Here is a 24,086-nt window from a genome sequence, read left to right on the forward strand (position 1 = left end):
TGTCAGGCCCCGTTCTCGCGCAGGCGCCGACCGTCGGCGTCGAACAGCAGCAGCCCTGCGGGATCAAGAGCGACCCGGCAGGCGTCAGAGCCATCATGGCGCATACCGTCGCTGCGGATGGTCAGTGGCGAACCCGCCGGAAGCTTGCCATGAATGTAGGTGACGTCGCCAAGTTCCTCGGCGAAGCTCACGACAACCGGCAATTCGTCTGCGCCGCCTGTTCCGGGCCTGACATGCTCCGGTCGCACGCCAACCGCGACAGTCTTCACTTTCGGATCGAAGCCGCGGAAGGGAATGCGAAGTTTAGCTTCGCTGCCGCCCACATCGGCAAGGGTTACATGCTCCGCGCCTGCCTCGGCGACCGCTGCATCGATGAAGTTCATTTTCGGCGAGCCGATGAAGCCGGCGACGAAACGATTGTCTGGATCGTCGTAGAGATCGAGCGGCCGGCCGTATTGCTGCACCACGCCGCCATTCATCACCACGATGCGGTCGGCCAGCGTCATCGCTTCCACCTGGTCGTGGGTGACGTAGATCATCGTCGCGCCCAGGCGGCGGTGCAGATCGATCAGCTCGGCGCGCATCTGCACCCGCAGTTCGGCATCGAGGTTGGACAGCGGCTCGTCGAACAGGAACACCTTAGGCTGCCGCACGATGGCCCGACCGATCGCCACGCGTTGCTTCTGCCCGCCGGAAAGCTGACCTGGCCGGCGGTCGAGAAGCTGCTCGAGGCGCAGAATTGAGGCGGCCTCTTCCACTTTCCCTCGGATCGACGCCTTCGGCTCGCCCGCCATTTTCAGACCGAAGCCCATGTTTTCGGCCACGGTCATGTGCGGATAGAGCGCGTAGGATTGGAACACCATCGCCGTGCCGCGCTTTGCGGGGTCGACATCGTTGACGCGCTGGCCGCCAATGAAGAGGTCCCCGGCGCTTTCCGTTTCAAGCCCCGTGATCATGCGCAGCAGCGTGGACTTGCCGCACCCGGACGGCCCGACAAACACGACGAACTCGCCCGAGTTGATCTTCAGGTTGACGTCCTTGAGCACCTCGACTGCGCCAAAGGATTTGGAGACGGATCTGATTTCTACTTCAGCCATGATTTTCTCACTGTGTCCGTTCAGCCTTTGGAGCCCGACATGGCGATGCCCTCGACGATCTTGCGCTGGAAAATGAGGAAGAAGATCAGCGGCGGCACGGCTGCGAGCAGGTTGGCCGTCATCACCACATCGACGGTCTGGTGCGAGAAGGGCGCGTTGAACAGGCCGACCACCTGGCCGACCGTATAGGTGTCGGGACGCGGAGCCACGATCAGTGGCCAGGCGAAATTGCCCCAGGTCTTCATGAAAGTGAGGATCGCCAGCGTGACCATCGCGTTCTTCGACAAGGGGAGGGCGATGTACCAGTAGATCTTGAAGTGGCTCGCGCCATCCAGCCTTGCGGCCTCGATCATCTCCATCGGCAGGGTGCGCATGAACTGCACCAGCATGAAGAGCCCGAAGGCGGAGGCAAGCCCCGGAACCACCAGGCCTTGCATCGTGTTGAGCCAGCCGAAGTCCGCAACGAGAAGGTAGGTGGGAATGATCGTCACGACGGTCGGCACCATCAGCGACAGCATCACGAGCCCGAACAGGATGCGTTTGCCCGGAAAATCGAACAGGGCGAACTCGAAGGCCGCCATCGAGCCGATGAACAGCACCCCCAGTATGGTCAGCAGCGCATAGGCGATGGTGATGTAGTAGGCCCGCAGATACTGGGTCTCCGTCAGGATCATCTGTATCTTCGACAGGCCTGAACTGAGCGAAGTCGGGTAGAGGCGCGGGTTGATCGAGACAGGCGCGCCGGGGTCGGCGAAGACCACGTTGATCATCCACCAGATCGGGAACACCGCGACTATCGCGACGCATATGGCCACCACCCATTTCAGGAAGCGCCAGGTCCACAGGTCGGCAATCACATATCTGTTGGCGGCAAAGGCTTGGCTGGCGCTCATTTCGGCGTCCTCCAGGCGCGCACCGCGAACATGGCAGCGGTGATGAAGATGATGATCGCAGTCAGGATGAAGCCATAAGCGGCGGCTTCGCCAAAACGCACCGAGCCGAAGGCCCGTCCCATCATGTCCATGACCGGAAACAGCAAGGCACTGCGCCGGCCGCCATATGCGGTGAAGGACGACCCCGTCAGCAGCCATGGCACGTCGAATACCTGTAGCGCCGAGATGAAGCCGTAGGTGATGACAAAGAACAGCACCGGCGCAAGCATCGGGATGGTGATGTAGCGCACCTGCTGGAAACGGCCCGCGCCGTCCAGCCGCGCCGCTTCATAAAGGTCTTGCGGAATGTTCTTCAGACCGGCGAGCAGGATGACCATGTTGAACCCCGCCGATACCCACACATCTACGGCGATGAGCGCGTAAAGCATGGTGCCGGTGTCGTTGAGGAAGTTGATCGACGGCATGCCGAACCAGCCCAGAACCATGTTCACAAGGCCGAAGTTCGGTGCGTACATCCAGCGCCATATCGTGGCCGCCAGAAATGCCGGCAGCACCACGGGAAGGAAGAAGGCGCTGCGGAAGAAGTTGGCCCAGAAACCGGCGAAGCTGTCGACAAGCAGCGCCAGTCCGAACGCCACTGTAATGCCGAGTGGCACGGTTATGGCGATGTAGACGACGAGATTGGACATGGAGCGCGAGAAGTCGCGCGAACTCAGCACCGCCTCATAGTTGGCCCAGCCCACGAACTGCGCTTCGGTGGCGGCATTCCAGCTATGGAAGCTGTAATAGAGCCCGCTCACGATCGGATAGAGGAAGAATGCCGCGAACAGGACGCCGAATGGCAGCACCATTGCGTAATGCGGCAGAAGTCGTCTGACGCTCATGACGGCTCCAGGGTGAAGCGGGTTCAGGGGGTGAAAGGCGGATGGCGCGGATGGATGTCCGCGCCATCCGAACGCAGGCTTATTCGGCCAGGCAGTCGTTGAGTTCGGCGATGAGCTCCTCGGCGCCCTCTTCTGCCGAATACTCGTCATCGGCCACGGCTGAAGCCATGTCGGTCATGATCGAGCGATAGCAGTTCGGCACCGCGCCCTCGAAATAGGGCGGCATGACATCCATTGCATACTTCACCGCCTCGACCGACCGGACAATGAGCGGAAGTGCGGTGACTTCCGGGTCGGCCATCGCCGCGGCGTTGGCATTGTATCGCGACAGCAGCTTCGCCCAACGGGCCATCTGGTTCTTTTCGGTGATGTAGGTCGCGAACTTCCACGCGATCTCGCGGTTCGGCCCCGGAGCGACGCTGACGAATTCGTAGCTCTTGATGCCGCCGTGGTCGCCATCCGTGCCGCCCGGCACCAGCACGAAGTCGTACTTCAGACCGGAATCGGCAGCAGCCTGCGCGTAGGTGGGGTTGACCCATGGACCCACAACATGGAAGGCGAGCTGGTTTGTGATGAACAGATCTCGCGTACCCTGGTCGTTTCGGCTCGTGCCGCTGTTGAGCGGTGCCATGTCGACGAACATCTGCATGACCCGCGTCATCGGCTCGGGTTCGATCAGCGTCTTGCGCGCCTCGAAATCGATGCCCCACTTGGACTTGTCGCCGCGCACGGCATACATGCTGGCAACGGAATTGAAGACCTGCGTCTGGTCCGGCACGGCATATTTGCCGGATTCGCTCACCTTGAGCATCTGGTCGTACCATTCTTCCCAGGTGGCCGGCGGTGTCGCCGTGTCGATGCCGGCTTCTTCCAGGACGGTCAGGTTGCGGTACATGATCTCACCGAAGCCGGTGTAGGGGATGCAGTACATCTCCTCGGGCCTGGGGGTGCAGCTCGCGATCGCGTCCGCGTCGAACTGGTCGCGGAATTCCTGCGGCATGGCCATCCAGTCGTCGTGGATGTTTGCGAGCGCGCCGACCTCGACGAGTTGCGCGCCGACGGCAAGGCCGTTCATGAAGACGTCGGGAAGCGTGCCCGAGGCGGCACCCGCGATCTGACCGGAGGTCAGGTCGTCATCGCCCCGGCCGGAGATCACGATCTTCACGCCGGGGTTCTCAGCTTCAAATTCCGCGATGAATTCCTGTTGAAGCGCAAGCGCATCGCCCTGCGCGAAGTCGGAATAGACCCAGTATTGCAGTTCCTGGGCAGCCAGGCTGCCGGTACCCAGAAAGGTTGCGCTGGTTGCCAGTATGGCAGCGCGGCACGTCATTGCGATCATGATCGTCTCCCTTGTTAACACCCTCGAAACACGGTCCGTCCAGCGGCCGCTTATTATGTTAGGCAAGTTAACAAAAAAATTCGGGAGCGCAACGGGAATCGTCACAGGCACGTCGGCATATCGAGAATTTCAGTCCCGCCGTTCGCCTAGAAGCAGGTCGACCGTTTGCTCGCAGGTCAGCTTTTCGATGCCGAGCACGGTCGCGTCCTGTCCAAGCGTACTGGTGCGAACTTCAACGGGGTAGCTCAGCCGGTTGGCGACGTCGGAGACGGTGGGCAGGAGTAGCGAGCTGCCTCCAAGCCCGCCGCCGAGCACGACCAGGCCAGGGTCCAGCACACTAACGCAACTGGCGACGATCGCACCGATGTCTTCGGCGTGGCGCGTCACATGCGCCAGCGCGGTCGCGCAGCCTTCACCCGCCCTCGCCATCAGATCGGCGGCATCGGCCGGTTGGCTATCAGCGCTATCCGGCCAGGTCGCGAGCACGCGCTGCATGAACGCTTCAGTCCCCATGTAGCGCTCGATCTCACCCGGTATCGGCCTGCTGCCATCCGCCATGGGGAAGGCGAGGTGGCCGATTTCGCCGGCCGCCCCGTTGCGCCCGCGCAGGAGCCCGCCGCCGAGCATGACCCCCATGCCTATTTTCAATCCGATCTGGACATAGGCGAATGTTTCCGCGTCCTTTGCGGCGCCATTGGAACGCTCGGCAACTGCCGCGCAATTCACGTTGTTTTCCAATACGACGGGCACGTCTGCCGGCGGCTCGAAACGGCTGAATATCTCCTCCTGCCGGGTCGCGTTCTGATCGCCCTGCGGTCCCACGACGCGCGATGGAACCGCGATGCCGATCATGCGCAGCGGCCCCCATCCCTCGTCGGTCTCGGCAAGGGTGGCCGAAACCTCGTCGGCAACGGCGCGGCTGATTTCCTCGCCGAGCAGAAGCTGGCTCGCCGGAAGGCGATAGACCCGGCTGTGGAGCAGCCGCCTGTCGATAGTCGAGACGCGCAGGCGCACATGGGTGGAGCCCGCATCGATCGCAATGACGTGACCAGCTTGTGGGCCAGGGCGATAGATTGCTGCCTTGCGGCCTATCAGTCCCTGAACTTCGCCTATCTTGGCCACCAGCCCGAGCTGTTCCAGCTCGCCCATCGCCGCCGACATCGTCGGCCGGGACAGGTTCAGCACCTCGCCCAGTTGCGGACGGGTTGACGGGTTGCCCTCGGCCAGGAGCCTGAATATCGACTTGGCGCTCGCTGTAAGCGAGCTGCCGGGATTCGATTGCAACGTTGCTCGCAAGCGATGTCTCTTTCTTTTGTTCCGCCGCTTTGCAAAAATAGCTGCATTAGCCGAGTGCCATCAACCTGCATCGCCCGGCACCAGGGAGTTTTATTGTGACATACGCGAATAATCGCCGCTTTCCCGATGCTGGCGAACTCGGTTTCGATGTGCCCGCGATACCTGGGATGGCTTTACACGAAATCCAGACACCGGCGCTACTGGTCGATCTCGACGCGCTGGACCGCAACATCGACAGGATGCGGCAGGCGATCGAGGAGAGCGGTGTGCGCTTGCGGGCCCATGCCAAGACCCACAAGTCGGCCGATATTGCGCGCATCCAGATCGAGCGGGGCGGCGCCTGCGGCATCTGCTGCCAGAAGGTCTCGGAAGCCGAAGCCATGGTGCGCGCGGGCATAAGCGACGTTCTCGTGGCCAATGAAGTGCGTGATCCCGCAAAACTCGCCCGGCTGGCGCGGCTCGCCAGGCATGCGCGCATAATCGTCTGCGCCGATGATCCGGCTGCCGTGCCCGATCTGTCTGCGGCAGCGGTGGAGGCCGGCACGACGCTGGAAGTGCTGGTCGAGATCGATTGCGGCGCGGGGCGCTGCGGCATCGCGCCCGGTATTCCGGCGCGTGACCTGGCGGTGGCAATATCTGAAGCGCCGGGCCTGCATTTCGCCGGCATCCAGGCCTATCATGGCCGCGCCCAGCATATGCCGACGGCAGATGCGCGGCGCGCAGCCATCGCATCTGCCGAGGCGCTTACGCGCGATACCGTCGCGCTTGTGGCGGCGGCCGGCCTTTCCTGCGACATCGTCGGCGGCGCGGGCACTGGCACCTATCCGCTCGAGGCCGCCAGTGGAATCTGGAACGAGCTGCAGTGCGGCTCATACGTCTTCATGGATGCCGACTACCGGCGGGTGCTTGGCCCCACCGCTAATGCCGGTTTCGAACACGCTCTGTTCGTGCTCACTTCGGTCATAAGCAGGGCACCCGGCCGCGCGGTGGGCGATGCCGGGCTGAAGTCTTTCTCGGTGGACAGCGGCCTGCCTGTGGTCGACCAGCTCGATGGCGTAACCTGCACAGGCCTGTCGGACGAGCATTGCCAGCTCGACGATCCGCAAGGGCAGCTTGCGATCAACCAGCGCCTGCAACTGATCCCCGGCCACTGCGACCCGACCTGCAATCTATATGACTGGTATGTCGGCATCCGCGGTGGCCGCGTCGAGACGCTTTGGCCTGTCACCGCGCGCGGCAAACTCTATTGAACTGCGCCCTTCTGTGACGGTTGAAGCGAGGGCAAGGCACGGGTGACTTCTGTGTAACAGGGCTCGACTGCCTCTTGCACCGACGGGTTCTATTCGTCGACGGCTTCGCGACCGGACATGTGCTCGATGCGGATGCGGAAGAAGACGTTCCCGGTATGGTCGGAAAGCGGTGGCGTGACCGGCTTCAGAGCTCCCGGTTCCCACCAACCGGCGTGTTGGCTGAGCAGCGACCAGGCGTAATCCCTCTGTCTCTTGGACCCGATGCGATCGGGCAGCTCTTCGAAGCGTCCTTCTGCCACGACGCTGCTCCAGCCCCGGCCGTTGCCTTTTTCCTCAACAAGCAGCGTTACGTTCGGATTGTTGCGCATCATGTTCAGCTTCCGACCCGGCATGGTGAAGGCATAGGCGCAGCTATCGGCATAGGCATAGAAGATCGGCACGAGATAGGGGCGATCTGCCTCGGAGCATGCAAGACGCGCGAGCCGGTTGGCAGCGACAAGCGCTTTGCATTGGGCCTGTGGAATATCGCGGATAATCATGGCGGCGTCTCCGTTGAAGACTGATCAATAAGCGCCAATTGCCGGCACCCGCTTTGTCGCGTGTCAATTCGGCGCCGAAACCCGTTCCGGTCACTTCACCATCGGATCACGAATCGAGCCGCAGTTGCGCCAAAGCGCGGCGGATTTCGTTGCCCAGCAGCCGTTCGGGCGGCGAGATGCCGGACGACGCGGACATAACGACGCCGATCCTCAGGTTGAGAAGCACGTCGTGCATCAGTGGCACGAAGCACAGTGTGCCTTGCTGGATGTCCTCGTAAAAGCCGATCTTCGTGTAGAGGCCCACACCGCGCCCGGCCAAAATCATCTGCTTGGCAACATGGAGAGTGTCGGTGAAGCAGCTCGTCGACAGCGCCGCCGACATGCCGGAAATCGCCTGGTCGATGATCGAATTGCGGCCGCGCGCATCGACCGTGCGCACCATTTTCTGCCCGGCTATATCGGCAATCGTCAGGTTGGTGCGACCTGCAAACGGATGGTCCGGCCGCATGATGATGCCTATAGGCGCGGTCTTTTCGGAAATGACGCGGACGTCCGGATGTAGGTCGAACGTGAATGTTATGCCGATGTCGGCGAAGCCGTCGGCTACCGCCTGCATGATCTCGTCCGGCTGTGCCGTGGTGATCGAATACGTCACCTGGGGATAGATGCTGTTGAAGCTGAGAAGGATGCGCGGCAGCAGCCCGTAGGTCACGGAATCGATCGCCGCGATGTTGAGATGGCCGGCACGCAGGTCGCGGATGTCGTCAAGGAGCGTTCTGGTGCGCTCGTAGTCGTGCAGCGTCTTGCGGCAATGCTCGAGGACAATGGCACCCGCATCGGTCAGCGTGACCCCTTCCGGGGTTCTCTCGAACAGGCGAACCCCCATCTCGGCTTCGGTGCTGATGATCTTGCGGTTCACGGTCGTCGACGAGACATTCAGGATAGCCGAGGCTTTCCGGATCGAGCCCTGCCGGGCGACTTCGTCAAAGTACCGCAGAAAGTTGGAATGCACCGTACGGCTCCTGAAAGGGGCGATGCAGAATATGCCTCACTGTTAGCATGTTTTTGCACTTTTTGCATCAGGCATATCCCTTCTACTCTTCGTGATGGAAGCCGGCACGGGGAACAGTCGGCCCATCGCCACAATCGTTGGAACCGGGAGAACTGCAAATGTCACATGCAATTTCCAAAGGGGTAAACCGCCGCTCGTTTCTCAAGACAATGGGTGCTGCCGCCAGCCTGGCCGGCACGGGCACGTTCGTCAGCATCTCGCGCGCCGCAGCGCAGGACAAGTTCAAGGTTTCCATGCAGCTTGGCTGGCTTGCCGGCAACGGCAACCTTGGCGAGATCGTCGCCGACAAGCTCGGTTATTTTGCAGAGGAAGGGCTGGAATTCGAAATCGTGCCGGGTGGCCCCAATGTCGATGGTGTCGCCTCTGTCGCCTCCGGCCGTTCCAATCTCGGCCAGGTCTCGTCGAGCCCTTCGCTGCTTCTGGCGCGTTCGGCAGGCATTCCCATCAAATGCATCGCGGCCGGCTATCAGCAGCACCCCTACACCTACTTCTCACTGAAGAAGAGCCCGATCAATACCCCGCAGGACATGATCGGCAAGGTCATCGGTACTCAGGCGACAGGACGCATCCTTTTGCGCGCCCTGCTGGCGAAGAACGGCATTTCCGAAGACCAGGTCGAGCTCAAGGTGATCGGCAGCGACATGGCGCCACTGATGACCGGACAGGTGGATGCCATCACCGGCTGGAAGACCAACATCAATGCGCTTTCAGTGCTCGGCGACGAGCGCGTCGACATGACCCTGTGGGATGCCGGCATCCAGCTCTATGCCAATCCGTTCTACACCACTGACAGCGTGCTCTCAGAGCATGGCGACAAGGTCGAGGCGATGATCCGTGCGATCTCCCGAGGCTGGGGATGGGTTCGTGAAAATCAGGAGGAGGCCGTCGACCATCTCGTCGAGCGCCTGCCCAATGTCGACAGGGATAGCGAACTCAAGGCCGTGCCGCTCGTGGTCGACTATTCCTTCAGCGAAAGCACCAAGACCGGCGGCTGGGGTGTAATGACGCGCGAGAACTGGCAGGCCCAGATCGATACCTATGCGGAACTCGATCAGTTCGCCAAGGATGCTCCGACGGTCGACGACATCATGACGCTGGACATTCTCGACAAGACCGCCGACGTCCGCCCGAAGGTCGGCTGATCCGATGGTCGCTGTTTCGACGAATGGCGCTGCAGGAACCCAGGTCCCTGCAGCCAGCCTGCGCAATGCCTGGGTCAAGTTCGGGCAGTTCACGGCTATTCAGGACATCAGTCTTGAGATCGAGGCGGGCGCCTTCTATTCGATCCTCGGCCCGTCCGGTTGCGGCAAGTCCACATTGCTGCGTCTGGTCTCCGACCTCATCCCGCCGGCGGCGGGTGAGGTCTCGGTCTTCGGCAAAACGACGGAGGCAGCGCGACTGGCGCGCGAGTTCGCCTTCGTCTTCCAGGACGCAACGTTGCTGCCCTGGCGCAGCGCCCTGAAGAATGTCGAACTTCCGCTGGAGATCGGCCGCAGCCGCGGCATCGACATTCCGGTCAGCGACAAGACCCCGATGGAGCTTCTCGAACTGGTAGGGCTCAAGGGGCGCGAGAACGCCTTGCCGCACGAACTCTCAGGCGGCATGCGCCAGCGTGTGGCGATCGCCCGCGCGCTGGTGTGCCAGCCAAAGCTGCTTCTGATGGACGAGCCGTTCGGCGCCCTCGACGAGATGACGAGGGACCATCTCAACCTTCAGCTTCTGAAGGTGTGGGAAGAGACGGGCGTGACGATCCTGTTTGTCACCCACTCGATCCCCGAGGCGGTGTTTCTCGGGCAAAAGGTGCTGATGCTGAAGGCGCATCCGGGCCGGTTGCACGAAATCGTCGATATCGATCTGCCGTATCCGCGCAGCATCGCACAGCGCGATACGCCGGAGTTCACCCGCTATTCCGCGCATCTGCGCGGACTGCTGGAGGCGTGCTGATGACCACCCTCGAAAACGCATTGAATGTGATCCAGACAGACGAAGCCGCTGAGATCGCCGCAGCAAGGCGGAACCGACTGATCGCCGTCGCCACGCCCGTGGCAACCGCCGCGGCGCTGATTGCGGTGTGGGAAGTCGGTGTGCGCGCCTTTGGCGTGCCCGATTACATCGCGCCGACACCGAGCGCCGTGGCGTCGACGCTCGTCGGCGAGTTTCCGCAGCTCATGCGCAACTTCTGGCCGACCTTCTACGAAAGCGTATTGGGGTTTGTCGTCGGCAATCTGGCCGCGGTTCTGATCGCCGTCGCTTTCGTGCATAGCCGGCTGGCCGAACGCGCATTCTTTCCTATCGCGGTCTTCATCAACACCATCCCCATCCTGGCCATCGCGCCAATACTAGTCCTGATCTTTGGGGCGGGCCTTACGGCGAAGGTCGTGATCGCGGCGCTCATCTGCTTCTTCCCCACCCTGGTCAACATGGTGCGGGGCCTGCAGGCGGTCAGCCCGCAGGCGCTGGAGCTGGCCCGTATCCTGTCGGCCTCAAAGTCGGAGGTGTTCTGGAAGATCCGCCTGCCGTCCTCGCTGCCGTTCCTGTTCTCGGCACTGAAGATCGCGGCCACCACCTGCGTCATCGGCGCGATCGTCGGCGAATGGGTCGGGGCCGATCTCGGGCTGGGCGCGCTGATCCTCGACGCCACATTCAACTTCCGCTCCGCCTTGCTCTACGCGACCGTCTTCCTGTCGTCCGGCCTGTCGGTGCTGTTGTTCGTCGCGGTCTCGGTCGTCGAACGGCTGGTGGTGCGATGGTGAGCACAACCTGAGCAGAAGCAAAATTTGAACTGAAACAGGGCCGCCCGCAGCGGCTCAACGGGAGGAGTGCGCCGAAATGAGCACCAACACAACGCATATTTCCTTGAACCGAAGCGAGCAGATACCGGTCGTTGCCGATTGCGACGTGGTCGTCGTGGGCGGTGGTCCGGCCGGTCTGAGCGCGGCCGTCTCCGCTGCCCGCAACGGTTGCTCCGTAACCCTTCTGGAGCGCTACCATCACCTTGGCGGGATGGCGTCCGGCGGCATGGTTCTCGTTCTCGACGACATGGTCAACGACGGAAACGAGATCGTCACCACCGGCATCGTCAGCGAGTTCGTCGATCGGATGGCAGCCCAGAACGGCGCGGTCTATCCGCCGTCGCAGGACTGCCTCACCAACTGGGATATGTGGAAGAAGTGGTCGCGCTGGGGCTGCATCGACTTCCACAAGACCGGCATGCCGCAGCCGATCATCCATGCCGTCGCGTTCGACCCGGACTGCTGGAAGCGTGTCAGCCTCGACCTCGTGCGCGAAGCCGGCGTGAACCTGCGCCTGCATTCCTGGTTCTCCGAAGCGATGGTGGAGGACGGCCGCGTGACCGGGGTGATCTGCCAGACCAAGCTCGGTCGTCAGGCGATCCGTGCAAAGATGGTGATCGACGCCAGCGGCGACCTCGACGTGGCATCCTCGGCCGGGGCATCGTTCATGACGGGACAGTATATCGTCACGACCGTGTTCCGCCTTTGCGACGTCGACACGGACAAGGCGGAAGCCTTCGAATACGAGAACCCGGAAGAATACAAAGCGCTCGACCGGCAGGTGCGCCGGGTCATCGGCGGGGCCTGGGGCATGTGGTGGCTGAAGACGCCCCTGCCGGGCATCGTCTGGTGCAACTGTCCGCACATGCCGGGCTATGACGGCCTGTCGCCCGAGGACATGCTGGCGGCCGAGGTGGAAGGCCGCTCGCGGATGATGAAGCTGCTGGCTTTCGTACGCGAAAACCTGCCGGGCTTCGAAAACGCGAAGATGCTGGGCGCCGCGGAGCAGATCGGCATTCGCCAGACGCGGTTGTTGCAGGGAGAATACGTCGTCACGCGCGACGACGTGCGCTCTCGCCGCCACTTCTCCGACAGCGTCTGCCGTGGCCGCGACTATTACACGCCGTTCCGCGCACTGCTGCCCAAGGGCATCGACAATCTCATCGTTGCCGGCCGGCACTACTCCGTCGAGAGCGAGGCACAGAAGCTTTCGCGCGAGATCCCGCCCTGCATGGCCCAGGGCGAGGCGGCCGGCGTGGCGGTCGCGGTGGCGCTGGACCAGAACTGCGCGCTGCGGGACGCCGATGTCGCGACCATCCAGAAACGCATGCGCGCGCAGGGCGCTGACCCGGGCGACGTTCCGTCTGCAAACGCACTCGTCGCAAACGTCGCCGCCGAATGAAGGATACGACCGTGAATACCGATACTCTCCCACTTTCCGGAGTCCGCATCCTGGACTTCACCCAGGTCATGCTCGGCCCCTGCGCCACGCAGATGCTGGCGGATTTCGGCGCCGACGTGATCAAGATCGAACGGCCGGGCGCCGGCGATCTGTCGCGCAATTTCTTCGATCAGCGGTCCGAGGCCGGCATGAACAATGCCGTCTATTCCTCGCTCAACCGCAACAAGCGCTCCGTGGAAATCGACACCAAGTCGCCTGCCGGCAAGCAGATGGTCTACGACCTTGTGCGTCAGGCCGATGTGGTGGTCGACAACTTCCGCGCCGGCGTCATGGACCGTCTCGGCTTCGGTTACGAGACGCTGAACGCGATCAACCCGCGCATCATCTGCGCCTCTGGCACGGGGTTCGGTGAGAAGGGGCCTTATGCTCACAAGGGCGGGCAGGATGTGCTGGCGCAGGCGATGAGCGGTGTCATGGAGAAGACCTCCGACCCGTCCATACCGCGCTCCATCTACCCGACGACGCTGTGTGACTATACCGCCGGAATGCATCTGGTTCAGGGCGTGCTTGCCGCCCTTCTGGCGCGCGGCAAGACGGGCCACGGCCAGAAGGTCTCGGTGTCGCTCTACGATTCCATGATCGCGATGCAGATGCAGGAAGCCGCTCAATGGAGCAAGCATCGCGAAGTGCTCAACTGGGCCGCGATGCCGCTCACCGGCGTGTTCGACACCACGGATGGTGCGCTGGTTGTGGTCGGTGCCTTCAAGGCAAATCCCCTTCGCGACATCTGCACCGCTCTGGGGATCGAAGACCTGTCGAACCGGTTTCCCGATCTCGCCAGCCAGCGTGCGGACAAGCCCTACCTGCAGGGGCGTTTCCGGGATGCCTTCGCGACGAACACGACTGCCCACTGGATCGCGCGGCTGGAGGAACAGGACTTGCTGTGCGCGCCGGTGCGCGCGCTCAGCGAAGCCCTTGACGACCCGCAGACGGCGATCAACGGCATGCTGCTCGATTTCGAGCATCCGGTACTCGGGCAACTCACCGTCGTCGGCTCGCCAGTTCATCTCAGCGACGCACCGCTGGTTCTCCGGCACGCGCCGCCGCGTCTCGGCGAACATACCCAGGAAGTGATCGACGAGTTCGGCCTGCAACCGACGGCGAGGGCAGCGGAATGACGGTCCGGCTCGAAATCGATGGCCATGTGGCAAGGGTGACGATCGACCGGCCTGCGCGCATGAACGCGGTCGACGCCGATACGGAAGCGGCGCTGGAGGCGATCTGGCAGAAGATCGAGAACGACGACGCGATCCGTTGCGTCGTCCTGACCGGGGCAGGGGACCGTGCGTTCTCGGCGGGCGCGGACCTCAAATCAGGTTCCGGCCTCTCAGGGCTGGAATACTGGGCGCGGCAGAACCCCAACGGTTTCGGCGGCATCTCGTTACGCGAGAGCCTGAGCGTGCCCGTCATCGCGCGGGTCAACGGGCTGGCTCTGGGCGGCGGGATGGAGATGGTGCTTGGCTGCGACATCGTCATCGCTGCGGATACCGCGCGTTTCGGCCTTCCCGAGGCGAAGGTGGGGCGCTTGCCGCTCGACGGCGGCATGGTCGCGCTGCAACGGCTCGTGCCGCGCAACATCGCGGCGGGCCTTATGCTGACGGGCCGTATGATGAGCGCGACCGAGGCCGCCGCCTACGGCCTCGTGAATGCGGTCGTGCATGCCGAGCAACTGGACGCGGAGGTCGAGGCGTGGGTGGCCGACATTCTCGCCTGTGCGCCTCTGTCGACGAAAGCCATCAAGGCGACGCTACGAAAGACCGCCCATCTCTCACCGCGCGAGGCGCGCTCCTTCCAGACCCCGGAGCTGATCGCAGCGCTCCTTTCCGAAGATCAGGACGAGGGCGTGCTGGCCTTCCGGGAGAAGCGGGCACCTGTCTGGCAGGGAAAGTGAGCTGCAATGCCTCTGGTCATCACGAGCGCGTGCATCGACGTCAAGGATGGGATCTGCACGACAAGCTGTCCAGTCGATTGCATCTACGAAGGCGAGCGGATGTTCTACATCCACCCGGTGGAATGCATCGAATGCGGCATGTGCGAAAGCATCTGTCCCGTTGACGCAATCCGCTACGCCGACGAGGTGAGCGAAGCGGAACAAGAGTTTGTGCGTATCAACAATGACGTGTTTTATGACGCCGACGGAAAACTGAACGAGCCTGGAGGCTGGCGCCGAGGCGACAAGCCGATACCGGACCACCGCGCAGTGCATGAATTCCCACGTAGAACGATCGAGGACAAGACAGCATGAAAGGCATAGTAGCGGCGGTTCCGACACCGGTTGACGAGAATGGTCGTGCCCTGAAAGAGGCCTTCCTGGAGCACTGCGGCTGGGCATTGGCCAATGGCTGCGATGCCCTGAACGTTCTTGGCACCACGGGCGAGGCCAATTCGCTGGGCGTCGCCCAACGCAAGCACGTCATGGCTTGGGCGGCGGAAGCGTTCGATGCCGGCAAGCTGATGGTGGGCACCGGCCTGCCGGCGCTGGAAGACACGCTCGACCTGACCCGGTCGGCTGCCGAAATGGGCTATCGGGTGGCCCTCGTCCTGCCGCCGTTTTACTACAAGCCCGTGAGCGACGATGGTCTCGTGGCCTGGTACGAAGCGCTGGATCGCGCGCTCGGCGATACGCCGATCCAGGTCTATTTCTACAATTTCCCGCAAATGACCGGCGTGCCGATTCCGGTCGACGTGGTTGCGCGCTTGGCAAAGGCCAATCCGCAACGCTTTGCCGGCATCAAGGATTCCTCCGGCGACCTGGCTTACTGCCGCGCTCTGGTGAAGGCGGTGCCGGGCCTCAAGGTTTTCCCGAGTTCGGAAACGGCCCTCGGGGAGGCGAAGGAGGCGGGCTTTGCGGGATGTATCTCTGCGACGGTCAACATCAGCGCCCCGCTCTGCGCAACCCTTGTCGAAAAGGGAGACGAAAACGGCCTTGCTGCCCGGATCGGCAAATTGCGAGCCGACATCGCCGCGCATCCTCTGGTGCCGGCGGTCAAATATCTCGTAGGCAAGCGGTCCGGCGACACAATCTGGAACCGTGTACTTCCGCCATTCGTACCGCTTGCCGGTGCTGCGCGTGAGGCACTCGACGGCATCGACGGACAGCTTTGAATTCGGGGGAATCAATGGACAGACACGACAATCTGATCGGCGGCGAGTGGGTCGGCGCTGATACCTATGGCGAGAACCGCAATCCCTCGAATTGGGACGAGGTGATCGGCCTTTATGCGCAGGGCAGCAGCGCCGATGCGGAGAGGGCGGTGGAGGCAGCGCGTGCTGCGGCACCGGGTTGGGCCGCGGCCACACCGCAAGCGCGCCATGATCTCCTGGAGGCTGTGGGCCGCAAGCTCGCCGAACGGTCGCAGGAAATCGGCCGCCTGCTGTCGCGTGAGGAAGGCAAGACGCTGGCCGAAGGCATCGGCGAAACCATGCGGGCCGCGCAGGTGTTCAAGTTCTTCGCCGGCGAGGCCTTGCGCGTGACCGGGGACATGCTGGCATCGGTGCGCCCCGACATCGATGTCGAGGTGACCCGCGAGCCGGTCGGTGTCGTTGGCCTGATCACGCCATGGAATTTCCCGATCGCCATTCCTGCTTGGAAGACAGCCCCGGCGCTCGCCTACGGCAATTGTGTGGTCCTCAAGCCGGCTGATCTGACGCCTGCCTGCGCGCATGTCATCGCACGGCTGCTGGACGAATGCGGCTGCCCGCCGGGCGTCTTCAATCTCGTGATGGGCCGCGGTTCGGTGGTTGGCGAAACGATCGTCACGCATCCCGGCGTCGATGCTCTCTCGTTTACCGGGTCTGTGGGCACCGGCAGCCACATCGCCGAGGTCTGCGGGCGACTGAAGCGCAAGTGCCAGCTCGAGATGGGCGGCAAGAACCCGATGGTGGTGCTCAACGACGCCGATCTCGACGTAGCTGTTTCGGCTTGCCTTAATGGGACATTTTTCTCCACCGGTCAGCGCTGCACCGCTTCGTCTCGGCTGATCGTCGAGGACGGCATCCACGACGCGTTCGTCGAAAGGCTCGTTGCCGGGATGCGGGCTCTGCGGGTAGGGGATGCGCTCGCACCCGAAACGCAGATTGGACCGGTCGTCGACGGCAAGCAGCTTGATTCCAACCTCGCCTATGTCGACCTTGCCGGCAAGGAAGGAGCCGAAGTGATCGGCGGCCAGCGGCTCGAACTTGCGACAAACGGCTTCTTTCAGGCGCCGGCCCTGTTTCTCGGTACCGACAATTCCATGCGCATCAACCGCGAGGAAATCTTCGGGCCTTGCGGCTCGATCATCAAGGTCGGTGACTTCGATGAAGCGCTCGCGGTGGCCAACGACACCGAGTTCGGCCTGTCCGCCGGCATCTGCACAACAGGCCTGAAATCGGCGCGCGAGTTCAAGCGCAGGTCTCAGGCTGGCATGGTGATGGTCAATCTGCCGACGGCGGGTGTCGATTTCCACGTGCCTTTCGGTGGCCGCAAGGGTTCGTCCTACGGACCCCGCGAGCAGGGTCGCTATGCGGCTGAGTTCTACACCACGGTCAAGACCGCATACGTCTTCGCGGGGTGAATCGAATGGGAGACGACGTCTGGCGTGATCGTTTTCTCGGCCTATGTGACGAGGTCGCGAGCTGGTCGGAGGACCGCGACTTCAAGGTCGGCGCGGTGGTTGTCGGGCCCGGCCACGAGGTCCGCGCGACCGGCTATAACGGCCTGCCGCGTGGCGTCTCGTCAGCCGACGAGCGCCGTTTCGACCGCGCGAGCGGCGAGAAGTTCTTCTGGATCGAACATGCCGAGCGCAATGCCATCTACAATGCGGCGCGCGCGGGAACTGCACTCGCGGGATGCACGATCTACGTGAACCGCTTCCCCTGCGCCGATTGCGCCCGCGCGATCATACAGTCGGGCATCGTCTGCGTCGAATGTCCGCCGAAGCCCCGGAACGATGGAAAACTGGATCACAGCTTCGACGTGTCAGAGACCATGCTGCGCGAGGCGGGTATTTCCGTCCTGACGCTTGATGAGCCGCTTGCGCACAAAAACTGATCCAACACCCTTCCTACCGATCGAGATTGGCGTTCCGTGCTGAAAGCCAGCGCAGCACGATCGATTCATCGGCGTCCAGGCCCTTCAGTGGCTGCCGGTAGCGCCGCCGCAGTGTTTGGATTTCGTCCCCCAGCGTGCCGTCCTGCCAGGCTTCGATGACCGCAGGGTGCACGTAGCAGCGACGGCAAACCGCGCGGGTGTTGCGCAGGCGCTTCGCCACCGCGTCCAGCACTTCGTTGAGCGCGATTGCCTGCTGGCGCTTCGAGGGCGGCAACTCCCTGGCCGCCAGCGCGAGCGCGGCAGAAACCGTCGCGCCCCAGGTGCGAAAGTGCTTGGACGTGAATTCCGCGCCGATAGCAGTCCTGATGTAGTCGTTGACGTCCTGCGAGCGGATATCGCGTCTTTCACCCTCGTCGCCGAGATATTGGAACAGACGCTGGCCCGGCAGTTCCTGCACTGCGCGTACGACTGACGCGACCCTCCGGTCGGTGAACTTGAGGCGCCATTTCTGCCCGGATTTCCCGATGAAAGAGAAACGCAGGCTTGCCCCTTCCACATCAAGGTGTTTCGAGCGCAGAGTGGTCAGGCCGAAACTCTTGTTGTCACGGCTATAGATGTCGTTTCCGACCCGGATCAGCGTGTTGTCGAGCAGTCTGACCACGGAAGCCAGAACCCGCTCGCGCGGCAGGCCACGCCTTCGAAGATCGCTGTCGATCTGTTTGCGAAGTTTCGGCAGTGCGCGGGCGAACATGGCAAGGCTCGAAAACTTCGCTTCGTCGCGACAGGCCGTCCAGGCCGGATGGTAACGGTACTGCTTGCGTCCGCGCAGGTCGCGACCAGTGGCCTGGATGTGACCTTCAGGCAGAGTGCAAATCCACACATCCATCCATGCAGGTGGTATGGCCAGCGCCTTGATCCGCCCGATGACAGTCTCGCTTCCGAGGCGCTTTCCGTTATCGTCGAGATAGACGAAGCCCTTGCCGACGCGGCGGCGGCGGATGCCCGGTTCCGCATCATTGACGTAAGCGAGATCGGCCCGCTCTGCGACCTCGGCTGGATCTCTGCCGACAACAAGCGCGTCCATCGCCGTCAATAGCCGCCTATGATGGGCAGGATTTCGCCCGTGATGTAGCTGGAGCACTGCGGTGACGCGAGGAAGACATAGGCCGGCGCGATCTCCTCGGGCTGTGCCGGTCGCTTCATCGGCGTGTTCGCACCGAAAGTCGCTACCTGCTCCGCGGGGCGCTCGGAGGGATTGAGAGGTGTCCAGACCGGCCCCGGCGCGACGCAATTGACGCGGATGCCCTTCGAAACGAGGCTGGAGCCGAGCGCGCGCGTGAAGGCGTGGATGCCGCCCTTGGTCATGGAGTAGTCAAGCAGTTCCGCGCTCCCTTCGATGCCGGTCACGGATCCGGTGTTGACGATCGCGCCGCCGTTCTTCATGTGCTTCACGGCGGCGCGCGCCATGTAGAAATAGCCGTAGAGGTTGGTTTTCAGGGTCGTATCGAAGTGCTCGCTTGTGAGGTCCTCGAGACCGGCCGCGTGATACTGGAAGGCGGCATTGTTGACGAGCACGTCGAGCCTGCCGAATTCCTGCACGACCTGCTCCACGGCATGCTGGCAGTAGGCTTCATCGCTGACGTCTCCCGGAAGAAGCAGGCAACGCCGACCTTCATCAGCAACGGCCAGCCGCGTCGTCTCGGCGTCTTCGTGTTCGCTCAGATACGAAATGGCGACGTCGGCGCCTTCACGGGCAAACAGAACCGCGACGGCGCGGCCGATGCCGGAATCGCCGCCGGTGATCAGTGCAGTCATGCCTTCCAGCTTGCCCGAGCCACGCCAGAACGGCGCGTCGTACATGGGCGGCGGCTCGAGTATCGCCTCGTCGCCCGGCTTGGCCTGATGCTGTTTCGGAAAGGGCGGCACCGGATAGGTTCGGGCGCCTGCCTGCATCGCGCCGGGCTTCGCGCCGTCGCCTTGCTCCTGGTCGCTGCTGTCCACCTGCTGCTGGATGCGGTGCTGCTGCTCGACGGCGTCGGCAGCGGTTTCATCGTGCTTCTGGTCAGCCATCGTCTGCTCCTCGATTTTGAGCGCAGAACGGCGGTGGATCGGTATGGTTCCAGACGGCTTCGAATTCGCAATGCCGCCCCGGATCGCCGCCGCGGAACCTTCGCCAGCGCCCCGTGTTGTGGAGCATACGGAGAAGCATCGATGGCGACGAGAGCCCTCTGGAAAGGCCATCTCAGTATCGGAGAATTGAGTTGCGCGGTTGCCCTCTACGCAGCCGCGACGACTTCTGACCGCGTCTCTTTCCATATAGTCAATCGAAAGACCGGCAATCGCGTACGGCGCGAATACGTTGATGAGGAAACCGGCAAGCCGGTCGATCGCGACGATCAGGTCAAAGGCTACGAGACGTCCAAGGGCAACTACGTGCTGCTCGAACCGGATGAGATCGCGGCGGCGGTGCCGGAGAGCGACAAGACGCTGGCAGTCGAGAGTTTCGTCCCGTGCGACGACGTCGACACGGTCTATTTCGACAAGCCCTATTTCGTCGCGCCGGCAGACGAAGCGGCCGAAGAGGCATTCGCCGTGATGCGCGAGGGCATGCGCAAGAAGAAGGTGGTTGCGCTGGCGCGCGCCGTACTCTTCAGGCGGGTGCGCACCCTGCTGATCCGGCCGCGCGGCTGTGGCCTCCTCGCCAACACGCTGAACTTCGACTACGAGGTGCGCGCCGCCGACGATGCGTTCGACGCTGTCCCCGAAATGAAGATCAAGGGCGAGATGCTCGACCTCGCCAAACACATCATCGACACCAAATCCGGCACGTTCGACCCGTCCGCTTTCGACGATCGCTACGATGCCGCGCTTGCCGAACTGGTCAAGGCCAAGGCCGAGGGCCGCGAGATCGAAAAGCCAAAGCGAAAACGCGAGGGCAAGGTCATCGACCTGATGGAGGCGCTGCGCGAGAGTGCCGCCGCAGGCAAGGGAAAGCGGAGCGCGAAGAAGAAGGCTTCGACGACTTCTACTCCCAAACGCAAGGCCGGTTGAGCAATGGCGCTCGACACATATCGCCGCAAGCGCGACTTCGAAAAGACGCCTGAACCGAAGGGCGCGGATGGCAAGGCCGCCGCCGGAAACAGCTTCGTCGTGCAGAAGCATGACGCGCGCCGACTGCATTACGATTTTCGACTGGAGATGGACGGCGTTCTCAAGAGCTGGGCGGTCACCCGTGGCCCGAGCCTTGTGCCGTCGGAGAAGCGGCTTGCCGTCCATGTCGAGGACCATCCGCTCGACTATGGCGACTTCGAGGGAACGATCCCGAAAGGCGAATATGGCGGCGGCACGGTCATCGTCTGGGATCGCGGGACGTGGATGCCGGAAGGTGACGCGGAGAAGGGGCTCAAGAAGGGCCATCTCGAATTCACGCTCGAGGGCGAGAAGCTTTCCGGCCGGTGGCATCTCGTGCGGATGGCGAAGCGGCCGCGCGAGAAGCGCGACAACTGGCTGCTGATAAAGGGCGACGATGAGCAGGCCCGCTCGGAAGACGATCCCGACATTCTGGAGGAACGGCCGGAATCCGTCAAAACCGGCAGGGAGGTCGCGGACGTGGCCGGCGAGGAGCCAGGCTGGTCGTCCAGGACCGGCAAGATCGACAAGGCGCCACAGAAGGCTGCACCCGCGGTTCGTGGCACGAAGAAGGCGCGCATGCCGGATTTTGTCGCGCCTCAGCTCGCCACGCTGAAGCCGCACGCGCCTGCCGGCAAGGGCTGGATCCACGAGATCAAGTTCGACGGATACCGTCTCCAGGCCCGCATCGAAAAGGGCAAGGTGACATTGCTGACCCGAAGCGGCCTCGACTGGACCGCAAAATTCGGCAAAGACGTGCCGAAGGCGCTTGGCGCGTTGCCGGTCGAGCAGGCTATCCTCGATGGCGAACTGGTCGTCGAAGGGTCTGGCGGCGCGTCGGACTTTTCCGCGCTACAGGCGGATTTGAGCGCGGGCCGCGCGGACCGTTTCGTCTATTATGCCTTTGATCTTCTTTATCTGGACGGTCGCGACCTGCGCGGTGCCGCGCTCGTGGATCGCAAGGCGGCGCTGGCCAAGCTTATCGAGGGCGCGCCGGATACGCTACGCTACTCCGACCACTTCGAAGAAGACGGTGAAATGGTACTTCGCCATGCGTGCCGCCTCAGTCTGGAGGGCGTCGTTTCCAAGCGTGCCTCAGGCAAGTACGCCTCCGGTCGCGGGCGCGACTGGGTCAAGTCGAAATGCAGCGATCGGCAGGAGATGGTCGTTGGTGGCTTCATGCCTTCGACAACGTCGAAACAGGCCATCGGTTCGCTCGTGCTCGGCGTCTACGACGACGGGAAGCTGCGTCACGTGGGGCGTGTTGGCACAGGCTTCAGTCGTGAAGTCGCGCAGGACCTCTACGCGCGTCTCAGCGCCTTGGAGCGCAAGACGTCCCCGTTTGCCGACAAGCTCGACGCGGTGGCCCGGCGCGGCGTCCGTTTCGTCAAACCGCAATTGGTCGCCGAGGTCGAATTTCGCGACTGGACTGCGGATGGCAGGCTGCGCCATGCTGCGTTTCGTGGCCTGCGGGAGGACAAGCCTGCCGGCGAAGTGGTGCGCGAGGATGAAGGCGTGGCAACCAGAAAGGCGTCGACCTCAAAGGTGAAGCTCACGCACCCGGACCGCGTCTACTGGAAGGATGCCGGCGTCACGAAAGAGGGACTTGCGAGCTATTATGCTCAGGTCTGGCGGTTGATGGCCCCGCATGTCGTTTCGCGCCCTCTGGCGCTTGTGCGCTGTCCGCAAGGCACAGCCAAGCAGTGCTTCTTCCAGAAACACGGTTGGAAGGGGATGAGCGGCGAAATCCTCACACGTCGCGATCCGCAGGGAGACGGCGAGGATGACACCCTGATAGCCGTCGATTCCCTGGATGGACTGGTCGGCCTCGTGCAGGGCGCTTCCCTGGAAATCCATACCTGGCAGGCCAGCCTCGACGAGCTCGAAAGGCCGGACCAGCTCGTGATCGACCTCGATCCGGGCGATGGCGTTGCCTGGAGCACGGTGATCGACGCTGCGCTTGAGGTGCGTGAGCGGCTGGAAGCCGCCAAGCTCACCGCTTTCGTCAAGACCACTGGCGGCAAGGGCCTCCATGTCGTCGCGCCCCTGAAACCGGCGGTCGGCTGGGACGGGGTCAAGGACTTCGCGCGGCAACTTGCCGATTCCATGGAAGCGGATGCTCCGGACAGCTTCATCGCCAAGGCGACCAAGGCGGAGCGCAAGGGCAGGATATTCGTCGACTATCTGCGTAACGGCCGCGGTGCGACCGCGATTGCGCCGTACTCGACGCGTGCTCGGCAAGGTGCGACGGTGGCGATGCCGCTGGGCTGGGACGATCTCGGACCTGAAATTGGCCCAGGCTACTTCACCGTCGACAATGCGATGGCACGGCTCGACAATCTCGCTGCTGATCCATGGGGCGATTTCCGCAAGGCCGCCGCGCCGCTGAAAGTCAAGAAATCATAACCTTTAGCGCGACTTGCCGCCCTTCTTCTCGGCCTCGACGCTTTTACGCAGCGCGTCCATGATCGAAACCACATTGTCGGGCGTCTCGGCCGATGCTTCCTTCTTCCCACCCTTTCGCGGTGCCGGCGGCTTCTGCTTTTTCTTCTTTGAAGAAATGATGCGTTTCAGGCGCTTCTGCACCGGGTCCTGCACCATGGATGGGTCCCACTCGGCGGTGCGCTCGTCGATCAACTTGCCGATCATGCGCAGCGCTTTTGTATCCGGTTTGCCTTCATCGATGCCGGAGAAATAGTCTTCCGCTTCCCGCACCTCGTCACCGTATCGCAGCGTCCAGACGACGATGCCCTTGCCGCGCGGCTCCAGCATCAACGCGCGCTCTCGCCGGTAGAGCACCACGCGCGAAATGCCCACCATGCCCGTGGCGGCCATCGCATCGCGGATCACCGAGAAGGCTTCTTCGGCGATCTTGTCGTCGGGGGTGAGATAGTGGGCCTTGTCGAGCCATATCCAGGGAATTTCGTCACGGGCAACGAAGGTGTCTATGTCTATGGTGCGTGCGCTTTCGAGCGCGACCGCCTCCAGTTCGTCATCCTCGAGCAGGATGAACCTGTCCTCGGAAACAGGGTAGCCCTTGACCTCGTCGCTCTCGCGAACCGGCTTGCCGGTTTCCTCGTCGACATAGCGGCTTTCGACGCGATTGCCGGTGGCTCGGTTGATTGTGTGAAAACGCACTTTGCCTCTGGGCGAGGTAGCAGGAACCATCGCAACCCGGCATGTCACCAGCGAAAGCCGCAGATAACCCTTCCAGAAGCTGCGTGGCGCCATTGCCGTCTCCACGTTCCAGATCAGGCAACGTGGGAGCTTCTCCTTCGTTCCGTCTGCCCTGCAGGGCAAC

General features: G+C 62.8%; 23 protein-coding genes. 13 read left to right on the top strand and 10 right to left on the bottom strand.

Going from position 1 to position 24,086, the window contains the following annotated elements; translation table 11 throughout:
* Positions 1-2: 2 nt before the first annotated feature.
* From V1479_RS07780 to V1479_RS07800, 5 genes are all read right to left on the bottom strand, one after another.
* Positions 3-1,097 (bottom strand): ABC transporter ATP-binding protein, encoded by a 1,095-nt coding sequence (locus V1479_RS07780; RefSeq protein ID WP_368802399.1) that lies wholly within the window; start codon positions 1,095-1,097, stop codon positions 3-5.
* A gap of 20 nt (positions 1,098-1,117) precedes the next feature.
* Positions 1,118-1,990, bottom strand: a complete 873-nt coding sequence (locus V1479_RS07785) for a carbohydrate ABC transporter permease (protein ID WP_368802400.1) — start codon at positions 1,988-1,990, stop codon at positions 1,118-1,120.
* Positions 1,987-2,874 (bottom strand): carbohydrate ABC transporter permease, encoded by an 888-nt coding sequence (locus tag V1479_RS07790; RefSeq protein ID WP_368802401.1) that lies wholly within the window; start codon positions 2,872-2,874, stop codon positions 1,987-1,989. Before V1479_RS07790 ends, V1479_RS07785 begins: the two co-directional genes overlap by 4 nt.
* Before the next feature lie 79 nt (positions 2,875-2,953).
* On the bottom strand, positions 2,954-4,213 hold the full coding sequence (locus V1479_RS07795; protein WP_368802402.1) for an ABC transporter substrate-binding protein: 1,260 nt from the start codon (positions 4,211-4,213) through the stop codon (positions 2,954-2,956).
* A gap of 129 nt (positions 4,214-4,342) precedes the next feature.
* Complete coding sequence (locus V1479_RS07800) at positions 4,343-5,497, bottom strand: ROK family protein (RefSeq protein WP_368802403.1); 1,155 nt, start codon at positions 5,495-5,497, stop codon at positions 4,343-4,345.
* Positions 5,498-5,676: 179 nt separating this feature from the next.
* Between V1479_RS07800 and V1479_RS07805 the strand changes: the two genes are divergently transcribed.
* A complete protein-coding gene (locus V1479_RS07805) occupies positions 5,677-6,759 on the top strand; it encodes a DSD1 family PLP-dependent enzyme (RefSeq protein WP_368802841.1) in 1,083 nt (360 codons plus the stop codon).
* 89 nt (positions 6,760-6,848) lie between these two features.
* On the opposite strand, the gene V1479_RS07810 is transcribed toward V1479_RS07805, so the two are convergent.
* Together V1479_RS07810 and V1479_RS07815 are read right to left on the bottom strand one after the other, a co-directional pair.
* A complete protein-coding gene (locus tag V1479_RS07810; RefSeq protein ID WP_368802404.1) occupies positions 6,849-7,298 on the bottom strand; it encodes a pyridoxamine 5'-phosphate oxidase family protein in 450 nt (149 codons plus the stop codon).
* 106 nt (positions 7,299-7,404) lie between these two features.
* Positions 7,405-8,310 carry a LysR family transcriptional regulator gene (locus tag V1479_RS07815; RefSeq protein WP_173186623.1) on the bottom strand — a complete coding sequence of 302 codons (906 nt, stop codon included), beginning with the start codon at positions 8,308-8,310 and terminating at the stop codon, positions 7,405-7,407.
* 158 nt (positions 8,311-8,468) lie between these two features.
* Here V1479_RS07815 and V1479_RS07820 point away from each other — a divergent pair, with 158 nt between their 5' ends.
* The 10 genes from V1479_RS07820 (at position 8,469) to V1479_RS07865 (ending at position 17,656) form a co-directional block, all read left to right on the top strand.
* Entirely contained in the window at positions 8,469-9,512 is a 1,044-nt protein-coding gene (locus V1479_RS07820) for an ABC transporter substrate-binding protein (RefSeq protein ID WP_368802405.1), read from the top strand.
* Between the two features lie 4 nt (positions 9,513-9,516).
* Positions 9,517-10,314: an ABC transporter ATP-binding protein gene (locus V1479_RS07825; protein WP_173186619.1), complete on the top strand. Its 798-nt coding sequence runs from the start codon at positions 9,517-9,519 to the stop codon at positions 10,312-10,314.
* Positions 10,314-11,123, top strand: coding sequence for an ABC transporter permease (locus V1479_RS07830; protein ID WP_368802406.1), 810 nt, complete (start codon positions 10,314-10,316; stop codon positions 11,121-11,123). The genes V1479_RS07825 and V1479_RS07830 overlap by 1 nt, the downstream gene beginning before the upstream one ends.
* A 76-nt stretch (positions 11,124-11,199) precedes the next feature.
* The gene (locus tag V1479_RS07835) at positions 11,200-12,564 is read left to right on the top strand and encodes an FAD-dependent oxidoreductase (protein ID WP_368802407.1); all 1,365 of its coding nucleotides are present in this window, start codon (positions 11,200-11,202) and stop codon (positions 12,562-12,564) included.
* Positions 12,561-13,742: a CaiB/BaiF CoA transferase family protein gene (locus V1479_RS07840; RefSeq protein WP_368802408.1), complete on the top strand. Its 1,182-nt coding sequence runs from the start codon at positions 12,561-12,563 to the stop codon at positions 13,740-13,742. The genes V1479_RS07835 and V1479_RS07840 overlap by 4 nt, the downstream gene beginning before the upstream one ends.
* On the top strand, positions 13,739-14,515 hold the full coding sequence (locus V1479_RS07845; RefSeq protein WP_368802409.1) for an enoyl-CoA hydratase-related protein: 777 nt from the start codon (positions 13,739-13,741) through the stop codon (positions 14,513-14,515). The genes V1479_RS07840 and V1479_RS07845 overlap by 4 nt, the downstream gene beginning before the upstream one ends.
* Before the next feature lie 6 nt (positions 14,516-14,521).
* The gene (locus V1479_RS07850; RefSeq protein ID WP_368802410.1) at positions 14,522-14,869 is read left to right on the top strand and encodes a ferredoxin family protein; all 348 of its coding nucleotides are present in this window, start codon (positions 14,522-14,524) and stop codon (positions 14,867-14,869) included.
* Positions 14,866-15,729 carry a dihydrodipicolinate synthase family protein gene (locus tag V1479_RS07855; RefSeq protein WP_368802411.1) on the top strand — a complete coding sequence of 288 codons (864 nt, stop codon included), beginning with the start codon at positions 14,866-14,868 and terminating at the stop codon, positions 15,727-15,729. Before V1479_RS07850 ends, V1479_RS07855 begins: the two co-directional genes overlap by 4 nt.
* Positions 15,730-15,743: 14 nt before the next feature.
* Positions 15,744-17,180, top strand: a complete 1,437-nt coding sequence (locus V1479_RS07860) for an aldehyde dehydrogenase family protein (protein WP_368802412.1) — start codon at positions 15,744-15,746, stop codon at positions 17,178-17,180.
* 5 nt (positions 17,181-17,185) lie between these two features.
* A complete protein-coding gene (locus tag V1479_RS07865; protein WP_368802413.1) occupies positions 17,186-17,656 on the top strand; it encodes a deoxycytidylate deaminase in 471 nt (156 codons plus the stop codon).
* Positions 17,657-17,669: 13 nt separating this feature from the next.
* Here the strand turns inward: V1479_RS07865 and V1479_RS07870 are convergent, their stop codons facing one another.
* Entirely contained in the window at positions 17,670-18,740 is a 1,071-nt protein-coding gene (locus V1479_RS07870; RefSeq protein ID WP_368802414.1) for a DNA topoisomerase IB, read from the bottom strand.
* A gap of 5 nt (positions 18,741-18,745) precedes the next feature.
* Positions 18,746-19,726, bottom strand: a complete 981-nt coding sequence (locus V1479_RS07875) for an SDR family oxidoreductase (protein ID WP_368802415.1) — start codon at positions 19,724-19,726, stop codon at positions 18,746-18,748.
* Positions 19,727-19,867: 141 nt separating this feature from the next.
* Between V1479_RS07875 and ku (V1479_RS07880) the strand changes: the two genes are divergently transcribed.
* Positions 19,868-20,707 (top strand): non-homologous end joining protein Ku, encoded by an 840-nt coding sequence (ku, locus tag V1479_RS07880; protein ID WP_368802416.1) that lies wholly within the window; start codon positions 19,868-19,870, stop codon positions 20,705-20,707.
* 3 nt (positions 20,708-20,710) lie between these two features.
* The gene (gene ligD / locus V1479_RS07885) at positions 20,711-23,191 is read left to right on the top strand and encodes a DNA ligase D (protein WP_368802417.1); all 2,481 of its coding nucleotides are present in this window, start codon (positions 20,711-20,713) and stop codon (positions 23,189-23,191) included.
* A 3-nt stretch (positions 23,192-23,194) separates the two neighbouring features.
* Here the strand turns inward: ligD and ku (V1479_RS07890) are convergent, their stop codons facing one another.
* Positions 23,195-24,016: a non-homologous end joining protein Ku gene (gene ku, locus V1479_RS07890; protein WP_368802418.1), complete on the bottom strand. Its 822-nt coding sequence runs from the start codon at positions 24,014-24,016 to the stop codon at positions 23,195-23,197.
* Positions 24,017-24,086: the final 70 nt, after the last annotated feature.

Origin of the sequence: Neoaquamicrobium sediminum, from assembly GCF_040970315.1 — a bacterium.
In the GTDB taxonomy this organism is placed as follows: Bacteria; Pseudomonadota; Alphaproteobacteria; order Rhizobiales; family Rhizobiaceae; genus Aerobium; species Aerobium sediminum.